The organism is Kocuria palustris, assembly GCF_016907795.1.
In the GTDB taxonomy this organism is placed as follows: domain Bacteria; phylum Actinomycetota; class Actinomycetes; order Actinomycetales; family Micrococcaceae; genus Kocuria; species Kocuria palustris.
The window spans coordinates 2,651,299-2,676,623 of record NZ_JAFBCR010000001.1 but is presented as its reverse complement, the minus strand read 5'-3'; the positions used below and the strand labels follow the sequence as shown (position 1 = coordinate 2,676,623).

The following is a 25,325-nucleotide window of genomic DNA, read 5'->3' as shown; positions in this document are numbered from 1 at the left end:
CTATCTCTCTTCTCTCGGGGACTCGTCCCCCTGCTCGAGCAGGCCTGCGAGGGCGCTCCAGCGGGGGTCGAGCACTTCATGTACATGATCGGGGTCGTCCTCCAGCCGCGCGCCGCACTGGGCGCACAGACCGGGGCAGTCCTCCCGACACACTGGCTGGAACGGCAGCTTGGTGATCGCTGCGTCCCGGAGCATCGGCTCCAGATCGATGTGATCGTCCTGGACGGTGTACATCTCGTCGGCGTCGTCGTCCTCTTCCGGAGTCTCGGAAGGGGCGTCGAACAGGAAGAGCTCCTGCACCTCTACGGTCATGTCCTCTTCGACCGGATCGAGGCACCGACTGCACTCGCCGTGAAGGCGGGCTGTCACCATGCCGGAGACCAGGATACCGTCCACGACGGATTCCAGCCTCAGGTCGGCTGCCATGTCGGAGCCCTCAGGGGCCCCGATGATCGCATTGCCGAAATCCTTCGGCGCAGGCAAGGTCTCCTGGAAGAGACGCATCGTCCCGGGACGGTGTTCCAGGTCCCTGACGTCCAGCGCCAGCGGTGAAACGTTGTCTCGACTGATGATGATCTCCTGTGGGTTCAATGCCAGCACGTCATTCTAGACGGCAGGACGAGGATGCTCAACCGATGGCGTCGCGGGTCCCGTCCAGGGCGGCCAGCACCTCTGGCGTCACGAACGCGGAGACGTCCCCTCCGAAGCCGTGGACCTCCTTCACGAGCGACGACGACACGTGCGCGAGCTCCGGCGCAGCGGCCAGGAACACCGTCTCCATGCGCGTGAGGCTGCGGTTCATCCCGGCCATGGGCAGCTCGTAGTCGAAGTCCTGCCCAGAGCGCAGGCCCTTCACGACCGCCACGGCGCCGCGGCCCGTCACGTACTGCGCCAGCAGCCCGCCTCCCAGCGGCTCGACCGTCACCCGCCCCGACGACGAGCCCAGCGACTGCTCCACCAGCTGCACGCGCTGCCCGATTGGGAAGCGATGGGTCTTGTTCGGGTTGTCCGCCACCGCCACGATCACCTCGTCGAACAGCCGCGCGGCGCGTTCGATGATGCCCACGTGGCCCAGGTGGATCGGGTCGAAGGACCCGACGCAGACGGCTCGGCGCCCACTGCTCGGAGTCTGCTCGGGCGCGGCCGTCGCGGGTGCAGGGTTCTCAGTCATGCCGGACACGCTATCGCGGCGGCCGCCTCCCTAGACTCGAGCCCATGAGCCTTCCGCAGACCGACTCCCCCGACCTCCCCTGGCACGACCTGGCACGCGGTGCGGGTCTCATGCAGGACTCCGGGGCGCTGCGCTCCACGATCTTCGACGAGACCTCCGTCCTGGCCCGCGCCCACGGCGCCGTGAACCTGGGTCAGGGCTTCCCGGACGCCGACGGCCCCACCGCCATGATCGAGGCCGCGGCGGAGGCCCTGCGCTCGGGGCTCAACCAGTACTCGCCCGAGCGCGGGCTGCCCGAACTGCGCGAGGCGATCGCGGCCCAGCAGCTCGCCACGCAGTCCCGCGAGCTCGACCCCCATACCCAGGTGGTCGTCACGGCCGGCGCCGCTGAGGCCCTGGCCGCCTCGCTGCTGTCGATCCTGCGCCCGGGCGACGAGGTGGTGGTGCTCGAGCCGCACTACGACCTGTACGCCGCGATCGTGGCCTTCGCCGGGGGCGTCCTGCGCCCCGTGGCGCTGCGGCCCCCGCACTTCACGGTGGATCCCGACGAGCTGCGCGCGGCCTTCAGCGAGCGCACCGCCGTCGTGCTCGTCAACGACCCCCACAACCCCACCGGCACGGTGCTCAGCCCGCAGACCGCCGCCGAGATCGGACGCCTGGCGCTCGAACACGACGCCGTGATCCTCACCGACGAGGTCTACGAGCACCTGCGCTACGACGGCGATCACGTGAGCCTGGCCGCCGGCGCCCGCTCGTCCCTGCTCGAGGAGCCGCTGGCCCAGCAGGTCCGCGAGCGCACGCTCGTGGTGTCCTCGGCCTCCAAGTCCCTGCAGGTCACGGGCTGGCGGATCGGCTGGGTGAGCGGGCCGGCCGATCTGATGAGCGGGGTCAGCGCCGTGAAGACCTACCTGAGCCACTCCGCGGCCGCTCCCCTGCAGAAGGCCGTGGCGGCAGGCCTGCGCGACCTGCAGACCTGGGGACAGACGCTGGCCGCCGAGCAGGCGCAGCGCAGCGCACTGGTCGGGCAGGCGCTGCGGGATCTGGGGCTGCAGGTCGCCCAGCCGTCCGGTTCCTACTACGTGGTGGCCGACTTCTCGCCGCTGTTCGACCGCTACGGCGCCACGACGTCGGCTGAGATGTCGCGCGCGCTGATCGAGCGGGCCGGGCTCGCCCTGCTGCCACTGTCGGCCTTCGCAGCCCCGGAGAACCAGGAGCTCTACGCGGGTTGGATGCGAGTGGCCGCATGCAAGCGGGAGTCCACGCTCCAGGAGGGCATGGACCGGCTGGCCGCAGCCCTGCGCTGAGGCTCAGCCCTTGCGCCCCAGCGCGCGGTAGGTCCAGTCCGCATCGATCCACTGCTGCGGATCGAGCACGTTGCGCCCGTCGAGGATCTGGCGGCGCCGCACCAGCGGAGCCAGGTCCTGCGGCGTCATCCGCCGGAACTCATCCCACTCGGTGAGCAGCACGACCACCTCGGCACGGGCCACCGCCTGGATCAGCGAGCTCGCGTAGTCCACACGCGGGTAGCGCTTGGCGGCGTTCTCATTGGCCTTGGGGTCGTAGACGTGGACGTCGGCGCCGATCGAGTGCAGGCGCGCGGCGATGTCCAGGGCCGGCGAGTCGCGGACGTCGTCGGACTCGGGCTTGAAGGCGGCGCCGAGCACGGCGATCTCCCGGCCCATGACGGAGCCGTCGAGCATGTCGGTGATGACCCCGACCGTGTGCTCGCGGCGTCGGGTGTTGATGTCGTCGACCTCGGCCAGGAAGCGCACGGACTGATCCAGCCCGAGCTCGGAGGCCCGGGCGCGCAGGGCGCGGATGTCCTTGGGGAGGCATCCGCCGCCGAAGCCCACACCGGCGTTGAGGAACTTGCGCCCGATCCGCTCGTCCATCCCGATCGCATCGGCCAGCGTGCGGATGTCTCCGCCCACGGCCTCGGTGAGCTCGGACAGCGAGTTGATGAAGCTGATCTTGGTGGCCAGGAACGAGTTCGCCGCGACCTTCACGAGCTCCGAGGTCTCGTAGTCGGTGACGATCAGCGGGATGCCCTCCGCCAGCTGCGGGGCGTAGACCTCGCGCATGAGCGACTCCAGGCGCTGGGCCTGCTCGCGCTCCTGCGGATCCGCGCTGCCGTGGCCGGGCAGGCCGATGACCATGCGATCGGGGTGCAGCGTGTCCTCGACCGAGTGGCCCTCGCGCAGGAACTCGGGGTTCCACACCAGGTCCACCTCGATCCCCTCCGGAGCGTTCTCGCGCGCCAGCTCGCGCAGCCTCCGGGCGGTGCCCACCGGGACGGTGGACTTGCCTGCGATCACGGCATCGCGGGTCAGGTGCCGGGAGATCTGCTCCACGGCGGAATCCACGAAGCTCATGTCCGCGGCGAATGCTCCGGGGCGCTGCGGGGTGCCCACCCCGATGAAGTGCACGTCCCCGAAGGCCCCGGCCTCCTCGTAGTCGGAGGTGAAGCGCAGGCGCCCGGACTCGACGTGCTTGCGCAGCAGCTGCGGCAGCTCCGGCTCGTGGAAGGGCAGGACGCCGGCCGACAGCGACTCGAGCTTGGCCGGGTCGATGTCCACCCCCAGCACCTCGTAGCCCATCTCCGCCAGCGACGCCGCGTGCGTGGCGCCCAGGTATCCGGTCCCCAGAACAGTGATGCGCATCCGGTGCGTGCTCCTCGGTCTCGTGTGCGTGCCCAACGCACGCCGTTCCGCAGTGCGGGCCGCACGGACGGCAACCCATACCAGCAGACTAGCTATCCGCTTCCTCCCCGGAGCGGGGGGCCGCGGCGTGCCAGGTGAACTTCAGATGATGCCGGCGTCGACGTCCCCGCCCGCACCCCGGATCCGCTCGGGCGACGAGCGAGTCAGGAGGGGTCGTCGGCCTCGGCGAACCAGAGCATGGTCTCGCCGTGCCTGCTGCTCTCGAGCCGACGCAGGCCCTGGGGCCAGGCGGGCTCCGGGCTGCGCGAGGATCGCTCGATCACCACGACGCCGCCGGGGCCGAGCTTGCCGCTCAGCAGGGACAGCACCTCGCTCAGCTCGGCCTCCCCCAGCGGGTAGGGCGGATCTGCGAGCACGAGATCCCAGGGACCCTCGTGGGCCGAGGCGTATCCGTGCACGGAGCCGCGCTCGCAGCGCACCCGCTGCGAGCCGAGGGCACGATTGACCGTCTCGGCATTGACCCTGCACACCGAGACGGCCCGCGGATGCTTCTCCACGAGCACGACCTCGCGCGCGCCGCGGCTGGCGCACTCGCAGCCCAGGGCCCCGGAGCCGGCGAAGAGGTCCAGGACGCGGGCGTCGTCGAGCATGCCCCAGGCGTCCAGGCGGGAGAACAGCGACTCCTTGACACGATCGGTCGTGGGCCGGGTACCGGTGCCGGGCACGGAGGCCAGTCGGGTGCCGCCGGCCGCTCCGGCGATGATGCGGGTCACGAGCGGATCAGCCCCTCTCCAGGTACTTCTCGGTGTCCTCGTCGAGCGCGGCGCGGATGGCCGCGAGCAGCTGCGGGTGCTGCTCGAGCCCGGGATCGGCCGTCAGCACGGCCTGGGCCTCGCGGCGGGCGCGCTCGATGACGCCGGCGTCATCGACGGCGCGCAGCAGCCGCAGGGTGGAGCGCCCGCCGGACTGGGCATCGCCCAGGATGTCGCCCTCGCGGCGCTGAGCCAGATCGGCCTGGGCGAGCTCGAAGCCGTCGGTCGTGGCCGCCACGGCCGCGATCCGCTCCCGCGAGGGATGCTCGGGATCGCGGCGGGTGACCAGCAGGCAGGTGGAGCGGTGCGCCCCGCGACCGATCCGCCCGCGCAGCTGGTGCAGCTGGGAGATGCCGAAGCGATCGGCGTCCACGATCACCATGAGCGTGGCATTGGGGACGTCGACGCCGACCTCGACCACGGTGGTGCAGATCAGCAGATCGATCTCCCCGGCGGCGAAGGCCTCCATGGTCTCGGTCTTCTGCGCGGCGTCCAGGCGCCCGTGCAGCACCGCGACCCTCGCCTGCTCCAGCTCGGGCGCCCGCTGCACGAGCAGCTCGAGCCAGGTGGTCGAGACCATGGCCTCGGCGGCCTTCTCATCGGCGGCCGAGCCGGCCAGGGAGAACGGCGGGACCTCGTCGTCCGCCCCGATCTTGGGCGCGACCATGTAGACCTGCCGTCCTGCGGCGATCTCCTCTGCGGCCCGGGCCATGATCCGCCGCTCCCAGGCCGGGTGCTCGAGCAGCCCGACCACGTGCGTGTCGATCGGCTGGCGTCCCGCGGGCAGCCCTTCGAGCACCGAGACGTCGAGGTCGCCGAAGACCGTCATGGCCACGGTGCGCGGGATGGGCGTGGCCGTCATGACGAGAAGGTGCGGGACCTCGTCGGCGCCGGTCTCGCGCAGGCGGTCGCGCTGCTGCACGCCGAAACGATGCTGCTCATCGACCACCACCAGGCCCAGGCGCAGGAACTGCACCGTCTCCGAGAGCAGCGCGTGGGTGCCGATCACGATCCCGGCCTCGCCGGTGACGATCTCGAGCAGCGCCTGCTTGCGCGCGGCGGCGGGCATGGAGCCGGTCAGCAGCACCACACGGGTTCCCTGCGGATCGCCCTCCAGCGTCCCGGCCGCACCCAGCGGCCCCAGTGCGCGCACGATCGAGGCGTGGTGCTGGGCGGCCAGGACCTCGGTGGGCGCGAGCAGTGCGGCCTGCGCCCCGGAGTCCACAGCCTGCAGCATGGCCCGCAGCGCCACGACGGTCTTGCCGGAGCCCACATCGCCCTGCAGCAGCCGGTTCATGGGGTGGACCTGCCCCAGATCCGCGGCGATCTGCTGCCCGACCTCCTGCTGCGAGGCGGTCAGCTCGAAGCCCAGCCGTCGTGCGAAGCCCTCCTGCAGCACGCCCTCCGCGCCGGTGAGCTCCGGAGCGCGGCGCTGGGCGACCGCCTGGCGCCGACGCAGCAGCGCAGCCTGGAGCACGAGCGCCTCGGTGTGGCGGAAGCGGGCCTTGGCGCGGTGCCACTCCTGCTCATCCGCCGGACGGTGCATGGCCTGATAGGCGCTGGCCAGATCCGAGTATCGGTGCTCCCGGGCGACCTCGAGCGGCAGCGGATCCGGGACGGTGGACCAGTCCACGGCGGCCAGGCACAGCTGCACGGCCTGAGCGATCCGATCGCTTGTGAGCTTGGCGACGGCCGGGTACACCGGCACGGGGCGACCAGCGCTGTCCAACGCGTCGGCGGCATCGACGTCGTCGTCGGGATCCAGCGGCGCATAGTGCGGGTTGGCCATCGTCAGCTCGCCGCGATACTGCGAGACCTTGCCCGAGAACAGCGCGTGGGTCCCGCTGGTGAGGTCGCGCGAGGCGGTCCAGGCGTTGAAGAAGCTCAGCGTCATGGTGGCCCCGGTGGACTCCGCGAGCAGATCCGGCCCGGAGTCCGAGGAGCGATCGGTGATCACGACCTCGGTGATCGAGCCGCTGCGCGAGCGCATCCGCCGGGTGGACACGCGCAGCACCTCGGCCACGAGCGTGGCGTGCTCATCCAGGCGCAGCTCGCTGAAGGACGTCAGCTCCCCGCGGGGCACCAGCCGGCGCGGGAAGTGCTCGAGCAGCTGCCCGATCGAGACGATGCCCAGGTGCTTCTCGAAGGCCTTCGCCGAGCTGGCCCCGAGGACCTCGGCCAGCGAGCGGTCCAGATCCCCGCGGTCCACGGACGACGCTGGGGCCTCCGGTCCGGATGCCGAGCCCCGGCTCCCCTTCCGGGGGCTCATCAGTCCAGATCCGAGGGGTTGACGCGGCTCTGACGCCCCGAGCCCTCCGGGTCCAGCCCGGTGACGGCCACATTGCGCGGCGTGCCGTGGGCGCACAGGACATCCAGGGCGGCCTGCCGATCATCCACGTGGACGTGGACCCGCCAGCGCCACAGCTCTCCCTCGATCTGGGAGATCGGCGAGGTGATCACGGAGCGGCCGATCTCGGTGAGCTCGAAGCGCACGGAGGCGGCCTCCAGGGCGGTGAGCTCGACCGTGGCCACGACCTCCACACCGGTCTCGGCCGGGCCGGACAGCAGGTCCGTCCCCTCCGCTGCGCAGGCCGCCGCGGCCTCCCGCATGCGATCGAGAAGCTGCTGGACCTGCACCCCGGTCTCCTGACCGGTCGGCTCGGCGCTGTCCTCCGGGGCGCCGGCCCACAGCACGGGCCGCCCGGATCCCTCGCCGGCGGCGGTGCGGCGCAGGGCGTCCAGGATGATGAGCATCCCCAGGGCGCCGGCGTCCACGCGCCCCGAGCCCTGCAGGGCCCCGAGCTCCTCGGTGGAGCCGAGCACGGCCTCCCGGGCCGCGGCGACCACGCGCTCCATGTGGTGCAGCAGCGTGCGCTTGGAGCCGGGCTCCTCGGCCTCCGGGACCTGCACCGCGGCGATGTCCCGGATCACCGAGAGCATGGTGCCCGGCACGGGATCGGTCAGGGCGGACCAGGAGCGCACCTCGCCCGAGGACAGGGCCTGGGCGAAGGCGTCTGCGGTGAGGCCGCGGCCCTCGAGCGAGGCGCCCACGGCGCACAGCCACACGGCGAACAGGGAACCGGAGTTGCCGCGGGCGTCATCCAGCGCGGCCTGGCCGGCGAGCGAGATGAGCTCGCCGACATCCGGGGTCTCGAGCACCTGAACGGCCTGAGCGGCGGTGCCGACGGTGGTCACGAGGTTGGCGCCGGTGTCCGAGTCGGCCACCGGGAAGACGTTGATCGCGTCCAGGATGTCGGCGCTGGCGCGCAGCTCACGGACGGCGAGGTCGAACCACCGCCGAACGGCCTCCGTGCTCGCTGTGCTGCGCTCGTTCAAAGTGGTCCCATCCTCCGCTGCGGCTCCCGCCGATCAGCTGGTTCGCGTCATCGCCCGCCACGCTCACGCCCCAGCCGCCGACGGGCTCCTGGGGCTGCGCGCGTCCGGGAGGACCGGCTGCTGGTCCGCCGGAGGGAGCTCCCGGAAGGCGCACAGAGCCTATCGCACGGACTCCCTCGGGCACCTGGGCATCCGCCGGGAGACAGGCGAGCAGACCGTGGTCCTCCCCGCCTGCGAGCACCCACTCCAGGGGGTCTGCACCCAGCAGCTCGGCCGCCGGCCGCAGGGGCTCGACAAGCTCCTGCAGGGACTGGGGATCCAGCTCCAGGTGCACACCGGAGGCCGAGGCGATCCGTCCGCCGTCGCGCACGAGGCCGTCGGAGACGTCGATCATGGCGGTGGCCCCTGCCTGCGCCAGCCGCGCGCCTGCCGGGACGGGGCTCACGGGCCGCAGCTGCCAGCCGGCGATCTCATCCAGGACGGCATCCTCCCCGGGGCGGTAGTCGCTCGAGAGCAGCAGCGCCAAGCCGGCCGCCGCGCGCCCGACTGTCCCGGCCAGCACAAGACGCTGCCCCGGCGCGGCTCCCGAGCGGCGCACGGGCTCGCGGCCCTGCAGATCCCCGGTCACCGTCACGGTCACGGAGATCTGCTCGCCCCCGCCCAGATCACCTCCAGCCACCGACAGCTGCGGTGCCCCGCAGGCCTGGATCCCGCCGCGCAGCCCGCGGGCGAAGTCCAGGACCCACTGGCACGGAGTCTGCGCCGGGAGGGTCAGGGACACGACCATGGATGACGGCGCCGCCCCCATGGCCGCGGCATCCGCCAGGTTCTGCGCGGCTGCCTTGGCACCGGTGTCCGCACCGCCGGTCCGTGCGCCGCTGGGCCACACCGAGAGGAAGTCCTGGCCCTCGACCTGGGTGTCCGTGGTGATCACGAAGCGCCCGTCCGGGGCGGCGATCACCGCGCAGTCATCACCAGGGCCCAGCTGCAGGTACGGCGAGTCCTCGCCCTGCAGCAGCGGCAGGAAGGCGGAGAGCAGCTCCGATTCGGAGGTCTCCCCCACGCTGCGGCCGGCGAGAGCCTCCGCAGCCGTGGACGGCTCGGCGGAAGCCTCCGACGAGCCGTCCACGGCCGCTGCGCGAGCAGTCCCAGGCCCCTGGCCTCGCAGCGTCGAGCCGCCCGTGCTGTCCTGCCTGGTCATCTGCGCCGCCTCTCGGTTCATCGGGGCTCACGCTAGCCACCTGGGCGGACAGCACAGCCGCTCGCTGCGCCCTGAGGGCGTGCGTGCCGGCGGTCCCGTGCGGCGGTTCTGCGCGATTCGAGGCCCGCTGGAGCCGGGCGATAGGATCCGGGCCATGCGCTCCGGTCCGAATCCCCTGCTCCCCCTCCGCGCTGCGGCTCTGACGGCCGCCGGCCTGGTCCTGCTCACGGGCTGCGGCTCGAGCACCGCGCAGGTCGAGGCTGCCGAGGACGCCGCGAATCCGGAGTGCGCGCCCGCCATGCTCGCCATGCCGGAGCAGATCAGCGGGCAGGACCAGCGCCAGACCTCGAGCCAGGGCACCACGGCCTACGGGGATCCCTCGGCGGCCGTCGTGCGCTGCGGGGTGACTCCCCCGGAGCCCACGACCGATCTGTGCACGCGCGTGAACGGTGTGGACTGGCTGATCCGCGATCTCGAGTCCGACAACCAGTGGCAGGCCACGACCTACGGGCGCGATCCCGCCTTCGAGATCACCTTCGACACCACGGTCGTGCCGTCCTCGACCGCTCTGGTCGATCTGGGCAGCGCGGTCTCGACCGTGCCGCAGGACTCCGAGTGCCTCTCCGTGGACGAGGTCCCGCAGACCTGAGCCGGGCTCAGCGCAGCCCGACCGGCCGCTCGAGGGCCAGGCGCAGCAGCTCGTCGAGCAGGGCGTCGTAGGGCAGGCCGGAGGCCTCCCACAGCCGCGGGTACATGGAGATCGAGGTGAATCCCGGCATGGTGTTGACCTCGTTGATGAGGGCGCGGCCGTCGTCGGCCAGGAAGAAGTCGGCGCGCGAGAGCCCCTCGCCGTCGACGGCCTCGAAGGCCCGGGCGGCGTCCGCGCGGATGCGCTCGGCGGTCGCCTCCGGGACCTCGGCCGGGCAGCTGAGCTGCGCGGAGTCCTGCGCGACGTACTTGGCCTCGAAGTCGTAGAACGAATGCTCGTCCACCACGACGATCTCCCCGAGCAGCGAGACGCGCGGAGCGTCCTGCCCGTGGCCCTGCAGCACGGCGCACTCGATCTCGCGCCCGGAGATCCCGGCCTCCACGACCACCTTGCGGTCGAAGGACCGGGCCTCCTCCACCGCGGCGGTGACAGCCGAACGATCGCTCGGGTCATCCACCCGGGTGATGCCGAACGACGATCCGGCTCGGGCGGGCTTCACGAAGACGGGCGCCGCCAGCTGAGCGATCTCGTCCAGGACCGCCTCCGGCTCGCTGCGCCAGCGCCGGTCCTTGGCCACGATGTACGGCCCGACCTCCAGCCCGGCCGACTCGAAGGCGACCTTCATGAAGTGCTTGTCCATGCCCACGGCCGAGGACGTCACCCCGCAGCCGACGTAGCGCATGTCGGCGAGCTCGAGCATCCCCTGAAGGGTGCCGTCCTCGCCGTAGGGGCCGTGCAGCAGCGGCAGCACGACGTCGATGTGCTCGCGGCGCTCCTGGGCCGGGCCCTCGCCGGAGATGTCGCGGATCAGCAGCTCGGTGTCGCCGGAGCCCATGGGCAGCGAGACCATCTGCTCGCCGACCGGCAGCTCGGTGATGGGGTTCTCGTCGAGCAGCGCCTCGAGCTCGTCCTGCGAGAAGAGGAACCACTCGCCCGTGCGCGCGATCCCCACGGTCACCACGTCCCAGTGCTCGCGGTCGATCGCCCCGAGCACGCCCCGGGCGGTGACCAGCGAGATGCTGTGCTCGGAGGAGCGCCCGCCGAACAGGATCGCCACACGGGGGCGGGACGACGGGGCTGCGGTCTGCGGTTCAGCGGCTGCGGGATCGATGGTGCTCATGCGGTGGTTGCCTCCGCTTTCAGTTCGCGGCCCAGCAGCAGCGGGGCGAGGTGTTCGACGGTGATGCGACCGTCCAGGATAGCCACGACGGCCTCGGTGATCGGCATGTCGACCCCGTGCGCCCGCGCGAGCTGCAGCACAGCAGGCGCGGACTTCAGGCCCTCGGCGGTCTGCGTCATCTCGCGGTCGATCTGCTCGAGCGTGCGGCCCTGTCCCAGCAGGCGCCCGGCCGTCCGGTTGCGCGACAGCGGCGATGAGCAGGTGGCCACCAGATCGCCGATCCCGGCCAGCCCAGCCATGGTCTCGCTGCGAGCCCCGAGCGCCAGGGCCAGCCGGGTGGACTCCGCCAGCCCGCGGGTGATCACGGAGGCCTTGGAGTTGTCGCCGTAGTGGCGGCCGTCGCAGATGCCCACGGACAAAGCGATCACGTTCTTGGTCAGTCCGGCGATCTCCGTGCCCACGGCATCGGTGTTCGTGTACGGGCGGAAGTAGGGCGCGGCCACGGCGCGGGCCACATCGGCGGCCAGCTGCGGATCGGCTGCCGCCACCACCGAGGCGGTGGGCTGCTCGTCGGCGATCTCCATGGCCAGATTCGGGCCCGAGACGATGCACAGCCGCCGGCTCCAGCCCTCGCGGTCGCGCCCGCCCAGCGGGTGGCCCTCCGGGCGCTGCTCGGCCAGGACCTCGGCCGCGACCTCGCTCATGCGCAGCCCCGTGCCCCGCTCGAGGCCCTTGGCCAGCGAGACCAGCACGGCCTCGTGCTCGAGGTGCTGCGCCACGGCAGCCATCTGCGCGCGCAGGGCCTGAGCGGGAACAGCCAGCACGACCAGGTCCGCCCCCTCCAAGGCCTGGGCCAGGTCCGCGGTGACCTGCAGCGGATCGGGCAGGTGCGTGCCGGGGACGTAGCGCTCGTTGACTCGGGTGCGGGCGATGCGGGACATCGCCTCTGCGTCCCGGCCCCACAGCACGACCTCGGGGGCCGGGCCCTCGCCGCTGAGCCCGGCGTCAGTGAGGATCTTGGCGAAGGTCGTTCCCCAGGATCCGGCGCCCAGCACGGCGGCCCGGCGCGGGCTCCACCTCGGCTCGGGAGCGCCCAGATCCTGCGCGGCGTCGCCGTCGCGGGTCAGCTGCTCGGAATGCTGCGTCATCGTCGTCCCCTGAGGCGTCGGTCCCATCGGGTGGGCGGAACGGGTTCGTCGCGCAGGACGGACAGCTCAGCGGCGATCGCGTCCAGGATGGCCTCGGTGGCCTCAGCGGCCGCGGCGCGCGGCACGGCCGCGACCCTCTCGGCATCCGTGCGCCCAGTCTGCCCGGGCGCACGCGTGCTGCGGAAGCGGCTCAGGTCCACGGGCTCGCCCACGCGCACCCGCACCGGCCGCCGGGGACGGAGGCTCACGTGCACCCGCCACCGGCTGCCGCGGCCCAGGATCTGCTGGTCTCCCCAGTGGGCGATCGGGATCACGGGGACGTCGAGGCCCAGAGCCAGCCGCGCCGCACCGGGGTAGGCGTGCATGGGCCAGCGCAGCGGATCCCGGGTCAGCGTGCCCTCCGGATAGATCACGACGACCCCGCCGCGAGCCAGGTGGTCCTGGGCGTCGCTGAGGGCCTGGGCGGTGTCGCGAGTGCCCCGGTGCACGGGCACCTGCCCGATCCGATGCAGCAGGAAGCCGAGCACGGGGATGCGGAACAGCGACTCCTTGGCCAGGAACCGGGGCGTGCGCCCGGCATCGACGACGCTGAGCCCCACCGTGATCGGGTCGATCTCGGTGACGTGGTTGGCCACGATCAGGCACGGGCCGTCGGACGGGATCCGCTCCAGATGCTCGACGCGGCGCCGGGCCAGCAGCCCGTAGGGCAGCCGCACGAGCCGCTGGAGAATCTGCAGCTCGAGATTGAGCTCGCTGCGTCGACCGGAGCGGCGGGTGCGGGCCATGTGCAGCTCCCTGCGGTTCGAGCGGATCAGCTGTTCGCGACGTCGAACGTGGCGCCCAGGGCCTCGAGCTTCGTGGTGAAGTGCTCGTAGCCGCGCTCGATCAGCTCGACGCCGGTCACATGGGAGACGCCCTCGGCGGACAGGGCCGCGATCAGGTGCGAGAAGCCGCCGCGCAGGTCCGGGACGTGGATGTCCTGGGCCCGCAGCTCGGTGCGTCCGGAGATGATCGCGGAGTGCACGTAGTTGGACTGGCCGAAGCGGCAGGGCGTGGAGCCCAGGCAGTCGCGGTGCAGCTGGATGTTGGCTCCCATGCGCTGCAGCGCGTGGGTGAAGCCGAAGCGGTTCTCGTAGACGGTCTCGTGCACGATCGACACGCCCTCGGCCTGCGTCAGCGCCACGACGAGCGGCTGCTGCCAGTCGGTCATGAAGCCGGGGTGGACATCCGTCTCCACGACGATCGGCTTGAGCGCCGCTCCCGGATGGGAGAAGCGGATGCCGTCCTCGCGGATGTCGAGATCGCCGCCGACCTTCCGGAAGGTGTTGAGGAACGTCATCATGTCCGCCTGCGTGGCGCCCTCGACGAAGATGTCTCCGCCGGTGGCCAGTGCGGCCGAGCCCCAGGAGGCCGCCTCGATGCGATCGGACATGGCGCTGTGGTTGTAGCCGGACAGCGATTCGACGCCCTCGATGTGGATCACGCGATCGGTCTGCACCGTGATGATCGCGCCCATCTTCTGCAGGATCGCGATCAGGTCCATGATCTCGGGCTCGGTCGCGGCACCGCGCAGCTCGGTGCGCCCGCGAGCGCGCGTGGCGGAGAGCAGCACCTGCTCGGTGGCCCCCACCGACGGGTACGGCAGCTCGACCTTGGCGCCGTGCAGCCCGTTGGGGGCGGACATGCGGATGCCGGAGTCGAGCTTCTCGACCTTGGCGCCGAAGTGGCGCAGGACATCGAGGTGGTAGTTGATGGGGCGATCGCCGATCTTGCAGCCGCCCAGGTCGGGGATGAAGGCCTCGCCCAGGGTGTGCAGCAGCGGGCCGCACAGCAGGATCGGGATGCGGGAGTCGCCGGCGTGGGCATCGATGTCCGCGTGCTGGGCCCGGACCACGTTCGACGGGTCGAGGTGCAGCTTGCCCTGGCCGTCGTTGTCGACCGCCACTCCGTGCAGGGACAGCAGATCGGTGACGACCTGGACGTCCTTGATGTGCGGGACGTTGCGCAGCGTCGAGGGGGTGGCGCCCAGCAGCGCGGCCACCATGGCTTTGGGTACGAGGTTCTTGGCTCCCCGGACCTTGATCGTGCCCTGGAGCGGAACCCCGCCCGTGATGGTCAGTGCGCTGGACATGGTCTCCCGATCTGCCGTGAGCCCACGGCAATTGCTCGATGCGCGCAGCGATCGCGCTGCTTCGAGGGACCATCTTACGAGAGGACGGCCCCGCGTGTTCGCACTGCCCTCATGGGCGGTTCATCCGCCCAGGTCACGATCCGCCTCCTCGAGGGCCTCAGGTCCGAGCGGGGAGGGTCGTGGGCAGCCAGGCCGGGCGCTGGGCCTCGAATTCGCGGATCCGATCCTCGTGCTGCAGGGTCAGGCCGATGTCGTCGAGCCCCTCGGACAGCCGCCATGCGGTGTAGTCGTCGATCTGGAACGGCACGGTGACGCTGCCCACCGAGACGGTGCGCGCTGTGAGATCCACCGTGGTGGGGACCTCCGGCTCGGCCTCGATCTGCTTCCACAGCAGCTCCACGTCCGACTGCTCGACCTGGGCCGCCAGCAGCCCCTGCTTTCCCGAGTTGCCGCGGAAGATATCGGCGAAGCGCGGCGAGATCACGACCTTGAAGCCGTAGTCGCGCAGCGCCCACACGGCGTGCTCGCGCGAGGAGCCGGTGCCGAAGTCCGGACCGGCCACCAGGATGCTCGCGTCGCGGTAGGCGTCCTGGTTGAGCACGAAGTCGTCCTGGGTGCGCCACTGGGCGAACAGGGCGTCCTCGAAGCCCGTCTTGGTGATCCGCTTGAGGTAGACGGCGGGGATGATCTGGTCGGTGTCGACATTCGACTGGCGCAGCGGCGCTGCGATGCCGGTGTGGGTGCTGAACTTCTCCACGGGGTCCTCCTGGAGTGCTGCCGGGCTCGGCCCGGGCGGGTGCTGGACGTGTGCGAGGCGGGCGCTGGGCCCGATCAGACCGAGACGGGCTCGAGGTCGGACGGGGCCGAGAGCGTGCCGCGCACGGCCGTGGCGGCGGCGACGACGGGCGAGACCAGATGCGTGCGACCGCCCTTGCCCTGTCGACCCTCGAAGTTGCGGTTCGAGGTGGAGGCGCAGCGCTGCCCCGGGGCCAGCTGGTCCGGGTTCATTCCCAGGCACATGGAGCAGCCGGCGAAGCGCCAGTCCGCGCCGAAGTCCTTGAAGATCTGATCGAGGCCCTCCTCCTGGGCCTGCAGCCGGACCTTCTGGGAGCCGGGGACGACCATCATGTCGACGTTCGGGGCCTTGGTGCGGCCCCTGACGACCTCGGCCGCCAGGCGCAGGTCCTCGATGCGCGAGTTCGTGCACGAGCCCAGGAAGACCACATCCACGGGAACCTCCTTGAGCGGGGTGCCGGGAGTGAGGTCCATGTAGGTCAGGGCGCGCTGCGCCGCGGCCTTGGCGCTGTCGTCGGTGAAGTCCTCGGGATCCGGGACCTCCCCCGACAGCGAGACGCCCTGGCCCGGGTTGGTCCCCCAGGTCACGAACGGCTCGAGGGTGTCGGCATCGATCACGACCTCGACGTCGAAGACGGCGTCGTCATCCGTGCGCAGGCTGCGCCAGTGCTCGACCGCCTGGTCCCACAGCTCGCCCTCGGGGGCGTGCGGGCGGCCCTTGACGTAGTCGAACGTGGTCTCGTCCGGGGCGATCATCCCGGCGCGCGCGCCCGCCTCGATCGACATGTTGCAGATCGTCATGCGGGCCTCCATCGACAGCTCCTCGATGGCGGTGCCGCGGTACTCCAGGACATAGCCCTGTCCGCCGCCGGTGCCGATCTCGGCGATGACCGCCAGGATGATGTCCTTGGAGGAGACCCCCGGGCGCAGGTGGCCGTCGATCCGGATGGACATCGTCTTGAACGGTGCCAGCGGCAGGGTCTGCGTGGCCATGACGTGCTCGACCTCGGAGGTGCCGATGCCCATGGCCAGCGAGCCGAAGGCCCCGTGGGTGGAGGTGTGGGAGTCGCCGCACACGACGGTCATGCCCGGCATGGTCAGCCCCAGCTGGGGGCCCACCACATGGACGATGCCCTGCTCGTCATCGCCCAGAGGGTGCAGTCGGACGCCGAACTCCTCGGTGTTCGAGCGCAGGGCCTCGATCTGCTTGCGGGAGGTCTGATCGGCGATCGTCGAGAAGATGTCCTCGGTGGGCGTGTTGTGGTCCTCGGTGCCGATGGTGAGGTCCACGCGCCGCAGCGGCCGATCCGCCAGGCGCAGGCCCTCGAAGGCCTGCGGCGAGGTGACCTCGTGGATCAGGTGGAGGTCGATGTAGAGCAGGTCCGGCTGCCCGTCCTCGCCGCGGCGCACGAGGTGCTGCTGCCAGACCTTCTCGGCCAGGGTGAGAGGCGCTGACTGGGTCTCAGTCGACATGGTGGTCCTTCCGCTGAAGAGCTCCGCGCCCGCCCGATCGGGGCGAGGCGGAAGAGGGCGGCCATGCGGCCGCCGGAGTCATGCACACAGGATCAGCCCGCCGCGCGGATTCCGCCACATGATGGGAAGACATCTCGCATCCTGAGACGTAGTATCGCAACATGGACACTCCGCGGGCCTCCGACCCCCTCCGCAGCACCTCCGCCGAGGCGGAGACCTCCTTCTCCCCCAGCGGAGTCGGGGTGATCGACAAGGCCTCCGGGATCCTCGATGCCCTCGAGGCCGGCCCCGCCTCACTGGCCCAGCTGGTCTCGGCCACCGGCTACTCGCGGCCCACCGTCCACCGGCTGGCCTCCGCCCTGGCGCATCACCGGCTGCTCGGCAAGGACATCCAGGGCAGGTTCGTGCTGGGCCCGCGCCTGGTCGAGCTCTCCTCGGCCGCCGGCGAGGACCGCCTGATCGCCGCGGCAGGCCCCACGCTCGTGCAGCTGCGCGATGCCACCGGCGAGTCCGCGCAGATCTTCAGGCGCCAGGGAGAATGGCGCGTCTGCGTGGCCTCCTCGGAGCGCCCGATCGGCCTGCGCGACACCATCCCGGTCGGCACCCAGCTGTCCATGAAGGCGGGCTCGGCGGCCCAGGTGCTCACCGCCTGGGAGGATCACAGCCGCCTGCTCGAGGGCCTGCAGGGCGCCCGCTTCACGGCCACCATGCTCTCCGGAGTCCGACGCCGCGGCTGGTCCCAGTCCATCGGCGAGCGCGAGGCGGGCATCGCCTCGGTCTCCGCTCCGGTGCGCGGACCGTCCGGGCGCGTCATCGCCGCCGCGTCGATCTCGGGACCGATCGAGCGCCTGACCCGCCAGCCCGGACGGCTGCACGCCGAGACGGTCGTGGCGGCGGCGCGTCAGCTCACCCAGGCCATCCGCCCGGGACTCTGAGCCGACGGTCCGCGGGCTGCCGGCGCTGGGCCCTCAGCCCCTGGTGCGCACCAGGGCCTCGGTGAGGCGCTCCTGCCGGGACAGCTCCGCCTCGACCGGATCGATCACATGGGTCTGGGCCGCGTCGGCGATCTGCTCGCGCAGCCTGCGCCGTACGCGCGCCCGTCGTCGGGAGGCCGACAGCCGCGCCAGGGCGGCCGAGAGCACCCCGAAGACCAGCCCGGCCACCAGGCCGGTGACCACCAGCAGCGTGGGCACCGGGATGCCGGTGTCCCGGACCTCGGGTGCGCCCGGCACCGGGATCTGCAGGTAGTCCAGGGCGAACAGCCCGGTGAGCCAGAGCAGACCCGCCACGGCCATGAGCAGCAGCAGCCACTGCACGATGCCCATGGGAACCCACCACCAGGACCGCGCGCCGCGGCGCAGGTCCGTGCGGGCGAGAGCCTGGTCCAGGGCGTCGGGCAGCTGCTCGTCGTGCGATCGGGCCGCCTCGCGGATCGAGCGCTCCCAGGCAGGTGACGCGCCATGGGCGGCCTCCTGCGCGAAGCGGCGCACCGCGGTGTCCCCTGCGGCGCGCTGGGCGGCGCCCAGGGGAGGCAGAGAGCTGCGGTGCAGCGACGGATCGGTCCCCTCTGCGGAACCCTGCTCAGCCCCCTGCAGGTGCAGGCGCTTGAGCGGATCCTTGCGGAAGGCTCCGAGCCACCGCACCGGCATCCATCCGGTGCGCCGTGAGGCGTGCAGGACATAGCTGCGGGAGGCCGCAGCGGCGATCCCGTCGGCCTGCGCCGCGGTCGCCAGGCCGTCCACGAGGGACTCGCGGGCGAACGGAGTGACGCCGTCGGGCCGTCCCGCGCCGTGGGAGGCCTCGAGCGCCTCGGCGGCGGATTCGACATCCCCGGACAGGCGCTCCGAGGAGGCGGCCTTGGCCTCGACGACCTCGGCGATCGCCTCCCGCAGCTGCCCGATGCCCGTGCCCCGGGCCGCCGAGGCTGCGATCGGCGCGGCGCGGCCGTCCATGCGCAGCCCGTCCTGGGCCAGGACCTCGCGCAGCGACTCCAGCACGCGCGGCACCTCTCCGGTCGGGAGGCGGTCGGCCTGGTTGAGCACCACCAGGGTGGACGAGGCGTGGCGCGACAGCGGAGCGATGAAGTGGTCGTGCAGCACCGCATCCGCGTACTTCTGGGGGTCCACGACCCACACGACGACGTCGACCATTCCCGCAAGACGCGAGGCGATCTCCCGGTGCTCGCGGGCCACGGAGTCCACGTCCGGCAGATCGAGCAGGATCAGCCCCTCGGGCACGGGCGTCCACAGCCCCGCCGGTCCCTGGGACCACGGCTCGGCCGCCAGCTCCTCGAGGACGCGCCGGTCGCGGACCTCCAGCCAGTCCAGCAGCGGATCGGCTCCCGACAGCCCGCCCAGCACGGCCATCGGCTCGGAGGTCGTGGGCCGCTGGACCGCGGCTCGAGCCACCTGACGGCCCAGCAGGGTGTTCAGCAGCGACGACTTCCCCGAGCCCGTGGCTCCGAAGAAGCCCACCACGGTGTGCTCGGCAGACAGAGCGCGCCGTCCTGCCGCCCGAGCCAGGGCGTCCTCGCCGAGCTGCAGCGCCTCCTCGTCCAGGCGCCCGCGGCCCAGGTCGACGGCCTCGCGCAGGGCGCTCAGACGCTGATCCAGATCGGCGTGCGGATCGCGGCGGGTGCGCCGCCCCGGGAGCCTCACAGCGCCTCCCCCGCCGCGCGGACGGCAGCAGCCGCCTCCTTCAGCCGCGCGGGCTCCGGATCGGCGACCGCCTCCAGGCGCTGCCTCCACGGCTGCTCGAGCTGCTCCACGAACTCCTCCATCCTGCGCTCCAGGTCCTCACGTGCCTGCTGGGCCATCCGGCGCACGGCGTCCTCGCCGAACACCGCCTCCAGCAGCTTGGTGCCCACCACTCCGGAGGCTCCGGCGATGCCGACCTCCGCTCCCGTCAGCCCCGCCGACATGGAGAACACGACCACCATCAGCCCGACCGTGACGATGTTCAGCCCGATCGACATCAGCCGAGCCTGTGTGCGCTTGCCCGCGCCCTCGCTCTGGATCATCGCCATGATCTCGCCCTGCCAGGCCCGGATCACCTCGGCGGAGCGCTCGGGGACGTCGTCGGGCAGTCGCCCCAGGTCATCTCCGCCGAGCAGCCCGCGCCCGGCGGCGTCCGCGCGCCACCGGCGCTGGGACTGCTCGCCGGCCTTGGCCAGCTCCTCGATGATCACGGCCTGCAGCCCGGTCTCCAGGGCCTGCTCGACCTGGACCTCCGGCGCAGGCCTGCCGCGCAGTGCCGCTCCGGCTCGATCGCGCCAGCGCCCGATCCTGGCCTCCAGCGAGCGGAAGAACTCGCCGGTGCCCACGTAGTCCTGCCAGCGCGAGAGCACCTCATCGCGCAGCAGGGAGCCGTCGCGCGTGGCGTCGTCGATCGCCTCCAGGGCCCGGCGGTAGGCCTCCTCGACGTCCGAGCGAAGCTGGTCGGCGACCTCCTTCTGCGCGGCCACCGCGTCGGCGACGTCGTCGGTGCGCTCAGCCAGCTGCTCGAGCGCACCTCCGAGCGTCCGACGGGCGACCTCGGAGCGGGCCTGGGCGTCGGCGGCCAGGTCGCTGAGCCACATGCGCAGCGGATCCACGGCCGCGACCGGCAGCATCTGGGCGGCGTTGAGCGGGGACTCGGGGATCACGAAGATCGGCGCCTCCCCCAGGCCCTTCTCCGTGAGCATGCGCCGCAGGTCCGGCTCGATCTCCTCGGCCGCCCCTGTCGGCACGCGGTCCAGGATCACGGCGACGGTGATCTGGCGGCGGCCGGCCTCGATGAGCAGGTCCCAGGCGGCTGCGTCGGCGTAGCGGTTGGCGGTCGTGGTGAACAGCCAGAGGTCGGCGGCTGCCAGCAGCTGCCCGGCCAGCTTCCGGTTCGCTTCAGAGACCGAGTCGATGTCCGGGGCGTCCAGCAGGGCGATGCCGCGATCCGCGCCCTCGTCGGCGAGCAGCACGAGACTCGTCCCCGCTGCTGCGGTCTCGGGCGCACCGAGCTCCCCGCCGGAGTCCTCCGTGCGCGCCAGCCAGCCTCGTACGCGAGCCAGGTGCGGCAGCACACGGGTGCCCTCGAAGGCCGCGGCGTCGTCGGGGTGGTGGATCAGCATGGGCTGGCGGGTCGTCGGGCGCACCACGCCCGCCCGGGTGACGGGGCGGCCGATCAGGGCATTGACCACGGTCGACTTCCCTGCCCCGGTCGAGCCGCCCACGACCGCCAGCAGCGGGGCGTCGAGGTGGCGCACGCGGGGCAGGACGTAGTCGTCGATCTGGTCGAGGCTGCGTCGGGCGGCGTCGCGTCCGGGCCGCGCGTCCGGAGTGTCCAAGGGCAGGCTGACCTGGGACAGGACCGTGCGCAGCTCGTCGACGGCCTCGGCGGGGGTGCGGCCGTTCGCGGAAGGATCTGGGGCGGTGCTCACGGTGGACCATCATGCCGCACCCTCCCCCGGCAGCGCTTCAGCCCCGCGCCGAAGCCGCCCGGCGCAGGCCGGCCGCCGATTGGTGACATATGCGCACCCCATCAGCGCTGATCGGATGCGCATCTGCCACGAACCCGCAGTGCACGGGTTCAGGAGCCCGCAGCGGCGTCAGCGGCCCGTGGACAGGAAGTCGTGTGCAGGATGGACCCGGAGTCCCGGCGCGCGAGAGCGCGACGCAGACATGGAAGAAGCCCCGGACCAGATGGTCCGGGGCTTCGCCTCGGTGTGACCCCAACCGGATTCGAACCGGTGTTGCCGCCGTGAGAGGGCGGAGTACTAGGCCGCTATACGATGGGGCCGAGGTGCTCGCAGTGCGAGCGGATTCCCGATCCGAGGATCGGGGCGCGCGACCGACGACGTGCGCCGGTGGTCTCGTGAACAGCTGCGCCGCACCCGAAGATGCGACGCAGCTGTCAGCGGAAGTGACCCCAACCGGATTCGAACCGGTGTTGCCGCCGTGAGAGGGCGGAGTACTAGGCCGCTATACGATGGGGCCGCTGGGGTACCAGGACTCGAACCTAGAATGACGGTACCAGAAACCGTAGTGTTGCCGATTACACCATACCCCACTGTCAGCGCAAGTCCTCGACGTGAACCTCTCGGTCCGCCTCGCATTCCTGCGCGCAACAGGCTGAAACTATACCCAAGGCCGACCGCCTCAGCAAATCCATCCGACGGCCGGGCCTCGGGTGATCTCAGCCCAGTCGAGCGGCCAGTGCGTCGATACGTGCCAGCGCCGCGTCCTTCCCCAGGATCTCCAGCGACTCGAACAGCGGCGGCGAGACCTGGCGCCCGGAGACGGCCACTCGCACCGGGCCGAAGGCCAGCCGCGGCTTGATCTCCAGCCCGTCCACGATCGCCTCGCGCAGGGCGGTCTCGATCGGCTCGGCCGTGAAGTCGTCCAGATCGGCCAGCGCCGTGCGGGCCGCGGCCAGCACCTGCGGCGCCGACTCCTTGAGCTTGGACACGGCGGTCTCGTCATGGACGAGCTCGGCGTCGTCGACGAACAGGAAGCCCAGCAGGGCGACCGACTCGCCCAGCAGGTCCATGCGGGTCTGCACGAGCGGAGCGGCCTCGTTCAGGATCTGCTCCTGGCGCTGCGTCAGGGTCTCGCCGAGCACTCCCCCGGCCTGCAGGTACGGCACCAGGCGGTCGCGGAAGTCCTGCGGCTCCAGCATGCGGATGTGATCCGCATTGATCGCCGTGGCCTTCTTGACGTCGAAGCGCGCGGGATTGGCCAGGACGTCGTGGATGTCGAAGGCCTCGATGAACTGCTGCGTGGTGAACACGTCCTCATCCGCGGACAGCGACCAGCCCAGCAGCCCCAGGTAGTTCAGCAGCCCCTCCGGGATGAAGCCGGCGTCGCGGTGAAGGAAGAGGTTGGACTCCGGATCGCGCTTCGACAGCTTCTTGTTGCCCTCTCCCATCACGTAGGGGAGGTGGCCGAACTCGGGGATCCGCTCGGCGACGCCCACGCGCACCAGGGCGTCGTACAGCGCGATCTGGCGCGGGGTCGACGAGAGCAGATCCTCTCCGCGCAGCACGTGGGTGATGCCCATGAGGGCGTCGTCGACCGGGTTGACCAGGGTGTACAGCGGCTGGCCGTTGGCGCGCACCACCACGAAGTCCGGCACTGAGCCGGCGCCGAAGGTGATCTCGCCGCGGACCAGGTCGGTGAAGGTGATGTCCTCGTCCGGCATGCGCAGGCGCAGCACGGGCTCGCGGCCCTCGGCGCGGAAGGCTGCGATCTGCTCGTCGGTGAGATCGCGGTCGAAGCCGTCGTAGCCGAGCTTGGGGTCGCGCCCGGCCTCCCGGTGGCGGGCCTCGACCTCCTCCGGAGTGGAGAAGGACTCGTAGATCGCCCCGGCGTCCTTCAGCTTGGCGATCACGTCCTGGTACAGCTCGCCGCGCTGGGACTGGCGGTACGGCTCGTGGGGCCCGCCCACGCCGTAGCCCTCGTCCCAGTCGATGCCCAGCCACTGCAGGGCCTCGACGAGCCGGTCCAGGGACTCCTGCGAGTCGCGGCTGGCGTCGGTGTCCTCGATGCGGAAGATCAGCTTGCCGCCGGTGTGCCGGGCCCACGCCCAGTTGAACAGGGCGGTGCGCACCAGGCCCACGTGCGGGGTTCCTGTGGGCGACGGGCAGAACCGGACGCGGATGTCCGAGCCGGTCGCGGCTGCGCTGGGGGTGATCTGTGCTTCGCCCTGGGGGGCGTCCGTGGATGCGTCAGTCATGATGAACCCAGTCTAGGCGCCGACGCCGCCTGGCTCAGCCCCGGGTCAGCGGCGCAGCACGGTGGCCAGGGTGCCGATGCCCTCGACCTCGACCTCGATCCGATCCCCCTCATCCACCTGGCCCACGCCCGCCGGGGTTCCGGTGAGGATGACGTCGCCGGGCAGCAGCGTGAACGCCGCGGAGGCGTAGGCGATGATCTCGGCGACCGAGAAGACCATCTGGGCGGTCGAGGAGTCCTGCTTGGTCTGCCCGTCCACGCGCGAGGCGATGCGCAGGTCAGAGGGGTCCAGCTCGGTCTCGATCCACGGGCCCAGCGGGCACGAGCCGTCGAAGCCCTTGGCGCGGGCCCACTGGCCGTCGGTCTCCTGGGCGTCGCGGGCGGTGAGGTCGTTGGCGGCGGTGTAGCCGAAGATGACCTCATCGGCCTTCTCCGCCGGGACGTCCTTGCAGATCCGGCCGATGACCACGGCCAGCTCGGCCTCGTAGGACACGCGCTCGGTCCACGACGGCAGCGTGACGGGGTCGCCGGGGCCCACCACGGAGGTGTTCGGCTTGAAGAACAGCATGGGGCTGGTGGGCAGCTCGTTGCCCATCTCCGCGGCGTGGTCGGCGTAGTTGCGCCCCACGCACACGATCTTGGAGCGCGGGATCACGGGAGCCAGCAGGCGGACGTCCTGCGCCTTCCACGACGCGCCCTCGATCGGCTGGATGCCGTTGTAGAAGGGGTCGCCGGCGATGGGGACCACGACCTGGTCCTCCCCCTCGCCCTGGACGACGCCGTAGTGGATCTCGTTCTCGACGGTGAATCGGCTGATGCGCATGCTCTCAGCCTAAGCCCCGCCCCCGACGCAGCAGCGCCCCGGGACCGCCCGCTCGCGCGGGGGCTTCCGGGGCGCTGCGGCCGCCGTCGGCTCAGGCCAGCCGGGACGTCCAGCCGCGGGTGTCCTCCACAGCGCCGGTCTGGATGCCGAGCAGCTGCTCGCGCAGGGCCATGGTGACCTCTCCGGGCCGGGCGTCGTCCGGGCCGATGGCCTCCTGGGGCGAGATCAGCCGACCGACCGGGGAGATGACCGCGGCGGTGCCGCAGGCGAAGACCTCCGTGAGGTGCCCGCTGCGCACGCCCTCGCGCCACTCGTCGAGCGTGAATCGTCGCTGCTCGACCGTCATCCCGCGGGCCTCGGCCAGCTCGATGATCGACGAGCGGGTCACGCCCTCCAGGATGGTCCCGGTCAGCTCGGGGGTCACCAGGCGGTCGTCGTCGAAGACGAAGAACACGTTCATGCCGCCGAGCTCCTCGACCGCGTGATCGCGGTTCGGATCGGTGAACAGCACCTGGGCGCAGCCGTGGGCCTCGCCCTCCATCTGGGCGATCAGCGAGGCCGCGTAGTTGCCGCCGCACTTGGCCGAGCCGGTCCCGCCCACGCCCGCGCGGGCGTAGTCCTGGGACAGCCAGATGTCGACGGTGTCGACCGTGCCGAAGTAGGAGCCCGCCGGAGAGGCGATCACGCAGAACAGGTAGCGGCGCGCGGGCCGGACCCCCAGGTAGGACTCCGTGGCGATCATGAACGGGCGCAGGTACAGCGACTGCCCGTCCCCCGAGGGCACCCAGTCCTGATCGGCGCTCACGAGCTCGCGCAGGGAGGCCAGGAAGAGCTCCTCGGGCAGCTCGGGCATGACCAGCCGCTGGGCGGAGCGGCGCAGCCGGCTCGCGTTGGACTCGGGGCGGAAGGTCCATACGGAGCCGTCGTCGTGCCGGTAGGCCTTCAGCCCCTCGAAGATCTCCTGCCCGTAGTGCAGCACGGCGGCCGCCGGGTCGAGCTGGAGCGGCCCGTAGGGCTGCAGGTGCGGGGTGCCCCACGAGCCCTCGCCCGACTCGACGTCGCCGGTCCACTCGATCGTGACCATGTGATCGGTGAAGTGCTGCCCGAAGCCGGGCGCGGCCAGGATCTCCTCGCGCTGCTGGGCGGTGGCCGGATTCGGGTTCGGGGTGCGCTGGAAGTCGATGCTCATGTCGGTTCCGTCGATTCTGCCGCGGCTGCGCGCGCGGCCTGCGCCCGGCTCGG

Annotated in this window: 21 protein-coding genes and 3 tRNA genes; 3 read left to right on the top strand and 21 right to left on the bottom strand. The window is 71.7% G+C overall.

From position 1 onward, the window contains the following. Together JOE55_RS11960 and coaD are read right to left on the bottom strand one after the other, a co-directional pair. On the bottom strand, positions 1–600 hold the full coding sequence (locus tag JOE55_RS11960) for a YceD family protein (protein WP_314302177.1): 600 nt from the start codon (positions 598–600) through the stop codon (positions 1–3). Between the two features lie 28 nt (positions 601–628). Next, positions 629–1,171 (bottom strand): pantetheine-phosphate adenylyltransferase, encoded by a 543-nt coding sequence (coaD, locus tag JOE55_RS11955; RefSeq protein WP_204783027.1) that lies wholly within the window; start codon positions 1,169–1,171, stop codon positions 629–631. Between the two features lie 44 nt (positions 1,172–1,215). Here coaD and JOE55_RS11950 point away from each other — a divergent pair, with 44 nt between their 5' ends. Further along, positions 1,216–2,475, top strand: a complete 1,260-nt coding sequence (locus JOE55_RS11950; protein WP_204783026.1) for an aminotransferase class I/II-fold pyridoxal phosphate-dependent enzyme — start codon at positions 1,216–1,218, stop codon at positions 2,473–2,475. Positions 2,476–2,478: 3 nt separating this feature from the next. Here JOE55_RS11950 and JOE55_RS11945 read toward each other — a convergent pair whose 3' ends face one another. The 5 genes from JOE55_RS11945 to thiL all read right to left on the bottom strand — a co-directional run bounded on the left by JOE55_RS11945 (position 2,479) and on the right by thiL (position 9,180). Beyond that, positions 2,479–3,831: a UDP-glucose dehydrogenase family protein gene (locus JOE55_RS11945; RefSeq protein WP_204783025.1), complete on the bottom strand. Its 1,353-nt coding sequence runs from the start codon at positions 3,829–3,831 to the stop codon at positions 2,479–2,481. A 203-nt stretch (positions 3,832–4,034) separates the two neighbouring features. After that, on the bottom strand, positions 4,035–4,604 hold the full coding sequence (gene rsmD / locus JOE55_RS11940) for a 16S rRNA (guanine(966)-N(2))-methyltransferase RsmD (protein ID WP_006215057.1): 570 nt from the start codon (positions 4,602–4,604) through the stop codon (positions 4,035–4,037). A gap of 7 nt (positions 4,605–4,611) precedes the next feature. Beyond that, on the bottom strand, positions 4,612–6,912 hold the full coding sequence (locus JOE55_RS11935; protein WP_239546652.1) for an ATP-dependent DNA helicase RecG: 2,301 nt from the start codon (positions 6,910–6,912) through the stop codon (positions 4,612–4,614). After that, positions 6,912–7,979: a DAK2 domain-containing protein gene (locus JOE55_RS11930; RefSeq protein ID WP_204783024.1), complete on the bottom strand. Its 1,068-nt coding sequence runs from the start codon at positions 7,977–7,979 to the stop codon at positions 6,912–6,914. Before JOE55_RS11930 ends, JOE55_RS11935 begins: the two co-directional genes overlap by 1 nt. Next, positions 7,915–9,180 (bottom strand): thiamine-phosphate kinase, encoded by a 1,266-nt coding sequence (thiL, locus tag JOE55_RS11925; RefSeq protein ID WP_239546650.1) that lies wholly within the window; start codon positions 9,178–9,180, stop codon positions 7,915–7,917. Before thiL ends, JOE55_RS11930 begins: the two co-directional genes overlap by 65 nt. Positions 9,181–9,334: 154 nt before the next feature. Between thiL and JOE55_RS11920 the strand changes: the two genes are divergently transcribed. Further along, positions 9,335–9,829: a DUF3515 family protein gene (locus JOE55_RS11920; RefSeq protein ID WP_006215053.1), complete on the top strand. Its 495-nt coding sequence runs from the start codon at positions 9,335–9,337 to the stop codon at positions 9,827–9,829. Between the two features lie 7 nt (positions 9,830–9,836). On the opposite strand, the gene JOE55_RS11915 is transcribed toward JOE55_RS11920, so the two are convergent. From JOE55_RS11915 to leuC, 6 genes are all read right to left on the bottom strand, one after another. After that, positions 9,837–11,009, bottom strand: a complete 1,173-nt coding sequence (locus JOE55_RS11915) for a D-alanine--D-alanine ligase family protein (protein ID WP_204783022.1) — start codon at positions 11,007–11,009, stop codon at positions 9,837–9,839. After that, the gene (locus JOE55_RS11910; protein ID WP_239546647.1) at positions 11,006–12,157 is read right to left on the bottom strand and encodes an NAD(P)H-dependent glycerol-3-phosphate dehydrogenase; all 1,152 of its coding nucleotides are present in this window, start codon (positions 12,155–12,157) and stop codon (positions 11,006–11,008) included. The genes JOE55_RS11915 and JOE55_RS11910 overlap by 4 nt, the downstream gene beginning before the upstream one ends. Next, a complete protein-coding gene (locus JOE55_RS11905) occupies positions 12,154–12,942 on the bottom strand; it encodes a lysophospholipid acyltransferase family protein (RefSeq protein ID WP_204783021.1) in 789 nt (262 codons plus the stop codon). Before JOE55_RS11905 ends, JOE55_RS11910 begins: the two co-directional genes overlap by 4 nt. A gap of 26 nt (positions 12,943–12,968) precedes the next feature. Continuing rightward, complete coding sequence (murA, locus tag JOE55_RS11900) at positions 12,969–14,288, bottom strand: UDP-N-acetylglucosamine 1-carboxyvinyltransferase (RefSeq protein ID WP_204783020.1); 1,320 nt, start codon at positions 14,286–14,288, stop codon at positions 12,969–12,971. Between the two features lie 157 nt (positions 14,289–14,445). Beyond that, the gene (gene leuD / locus JOE55_RS11895; RefSeq protein WP_006215048.1) at positions 14,446–15,045 is read right to left on the bottom strand and encodes a 3-isopropylmalate dehydratase small subunit; all 600 of its coding nucleotides are present in this window, start codon (positions 15,043–15,045) and stop codon (positions 14,446–14,448) included. A gap of 74 nt (positions 15,046–15,119) precedes the next feature. Further along, positions 15,120–16,556 carry a 3-isopropylmalate dehydratase large subunit gene (gene leuC, locus JOE55_RS11890; RefSeq protein ID WP_204783019.1) on the bottom strand — a complete coding sequence of 479 codons (1,437 nt, stop codon included), beginning with the start codon at positions 16,554–16,556 and terminating at the stop codon, positions 15,120–15,122. A gap of 161 nt (positions 16,557–16,717) precedes the next feature. Between leuC and JOE55_RS11885 the strand changes: the two genes are divergently transcribed. Then, complete coding sequence (locus JOE55_RS11885; protein ID WP_024290745.1) at positions 16,718–17,491, top strand: IclR family transcriptional regulator; 774 nt, start codon at positions 16,718–16,720, stop codon at positions 17,489–17,491. A gap of 33 nt (positions 17,492–17,524) precedes the next feature. On the opposite strand, the gene JOE55_RS11880 is transcribed toward JOE55_RS11885, so the two are convergent. The 8 genes from JOE55_RS11880 to JOE55_RS11845 form a co-directional block, all read right to left on the bottom strand. Then, the gene (locus JOE55_RS11880) at positions 17,525–19,213 is read right to left on the bottom strand and encodes a GTPase (protein WP_204783018.1); all 1,689 of its coding nucleotides are present in this window, start codon (positions 19,211–19,213) and stop codon (positions 17,525–17,527) included. Next, positions 19,210–20,967 (bottom strand): dynamin family protein, encoded by a 1,758-nt coding sequence (locus tag JOE55_RS11875; protein WP_204783017.1) that lies wholly within the window; start codon positions 20,965–20,967, stop codon positions 19,210–19,212. Before JOE55_RS11875 ends, JOE55_RS11880 begins: the two co-directional genes overlap by 4 nt. A gap of 286 nt (positions 20,968–21,253) precedes the next feature. Continuing rightward, positions 21,254–21,326, bottom strand: a tRNA-Glu gene (locus JOE55_RS11870). Positions 21,327–21,450: 124 nt separating this feature from the next. After that, positions 21,451–21,523: transfer RNA gene (locus JOE55_RS11865), tRNA-Glu, on the bottom strand. Position 21,524: 1 nt separating this feature from the next. Then, positions 21,525–21,596 (bottom strand) — tRNA-Gln (locus tag JOE55_RS11860). A 126-nt stretch (positions 21,597–21,722) separates the two neighbouring features. After that, positions 21,723–23,261, bottom strand: a complete 1,539-nt coding sequence (gene gltX / locus JOE55_RS11855) for a glutamate--tRNA ligase (protein WP_239546645.1) — start codon at positions 23,259–23,261, stop codon at positions 21,723–21,725. Between the two features lie 45 nt (positions 23,262–23,306). Further along, positions 23,307–24,083: a fumarylacetoacetate hydrolase family protein gene (locus tag JOE55_RS11850; protein WP_024290749.1), complete on the bottom strand. Its 777-nt coding sequence runs from the start codon at positions 24,081–24,083 to the stop codon at positions 23,307–23,309. Between the two features lie 91 nt (positions 24,084–24,174). After that, positions 24,175–25,272, bottom strand: coding sequence for a branched-chain amino acid aminotransferase (locus JOE55_RS11845; RefSeq protein WP_061712041.1), 1,098 nt, complete (start codon positions 25,270–25,272; stop codon positions 24,175–24,177). Between the last annotated feature and the right edge of the window lie 53 nt (positions 25,273–25,325).

Bases quoted from the DNA above. Each gene is read 5' to 3' on its own strand.
- JOE55_RS11935 (WP_239546652.1), bottom strand. From the start codon at position 6,912: ATGAGCCCCCGGAAGGGGAGCCGGGGCTCGGCATCCGGACCGGAGGCC.
- JOE55_RS11885 (WP_024290745.1), top strand. From the start codon at position 16,718: ATGGACACTCCGCGGGCCTCCGACCCCCTCCGCAGCACCTCCGCCGAG.
- murA (WP_204783020.1), bottom strand. From the start codon at position 14,288: ATGTCCAGCGCACTGACCATCACGGGCGGGGTTCCGCTCCAGGGCACG.
- coaD (WP_204783027.1), bottom strand. From the start codon at position 1,171: ATGACTGAGAACCCTGCACCCGCGACGGCCGCGCCCGAGCAGACTCCG.
- JOE55_RS11905 (WP_204783021.1), bottom strand. From the start codon at position 12,942: ATGGCCCGCACCCGCCGCTCCGGTCGACGCAGCGAGCTCAATCTCGAG.
- leuC (WP_204783019.1), bottom strand. From the start codon at position 16,556: ATGTCGACTGAGACCCAGTCAGCGCCTCTCACCCTGGCCGAGAAGGTC.
- JOE55_RS11950 (WP_204783026.1), top strand. From the start codon at position 1,216: ATGAGCCTTCCGCAGACCGACTCCCCCGACCTCCCCTGGCACGACCTG.
- JOE55_RS11850 (WP_024290749.1), bottom strand. From the start codon at position 24,083: ATGCGCATCAGCCGATTCACCGTCGAGAACGAGATCCACTACGGCGTC.
- JOE55_RS11945 (WP_204783025.1), bottom strand. From the start codon at position 3,831: ATGCGCATCACTGTTCTGGGGACCGGATACCTGGGCGCCACGCACGCG.
- JOE55_RS11920 (WP_006215053.1), top strand. From the start codon at position 9,335: ATGCGCTCCGGTCCGAATCCCCTGCTCCCCCTCCGCGCTGCGGCTCTG.
- JOE55_RS11910 (WP_239546647.1), bottom strand. From the start codon at position 12,157: ATGACGCAGCATTCCGAGCAGCTGACCCGCGACGGCGACGCCGCGCAG.
- gltX (WP_239546645.1), bottom strand. From the start codon at position 23,261: ATGACTGACGCATCCACGGACGCCCCCCAGGGCGAAGCACAGATCACC.
- thiL (WP_239546650.1), bottom strand. From the start codon at position 9,180: ATGACCAGGCAGGACAGCACGGGCGGCTCGACGCTGCGAGGCCAGGGG.
- JOE55_RS11845 (WP_061712041.1), bottom strand. From the start codon at position 25,272: ATGAGCATCGACTTCCAGCGCACCCCGAACCCGAATCCGGCCACCGCC.
- JOE55_RS11915 (WP_204783022.1), bottom strand. From the start codon at position 11,009: ATGAGCACCATCGATCCCGCAGCCGCTGAACCGCAGACCGCAGCCCCG.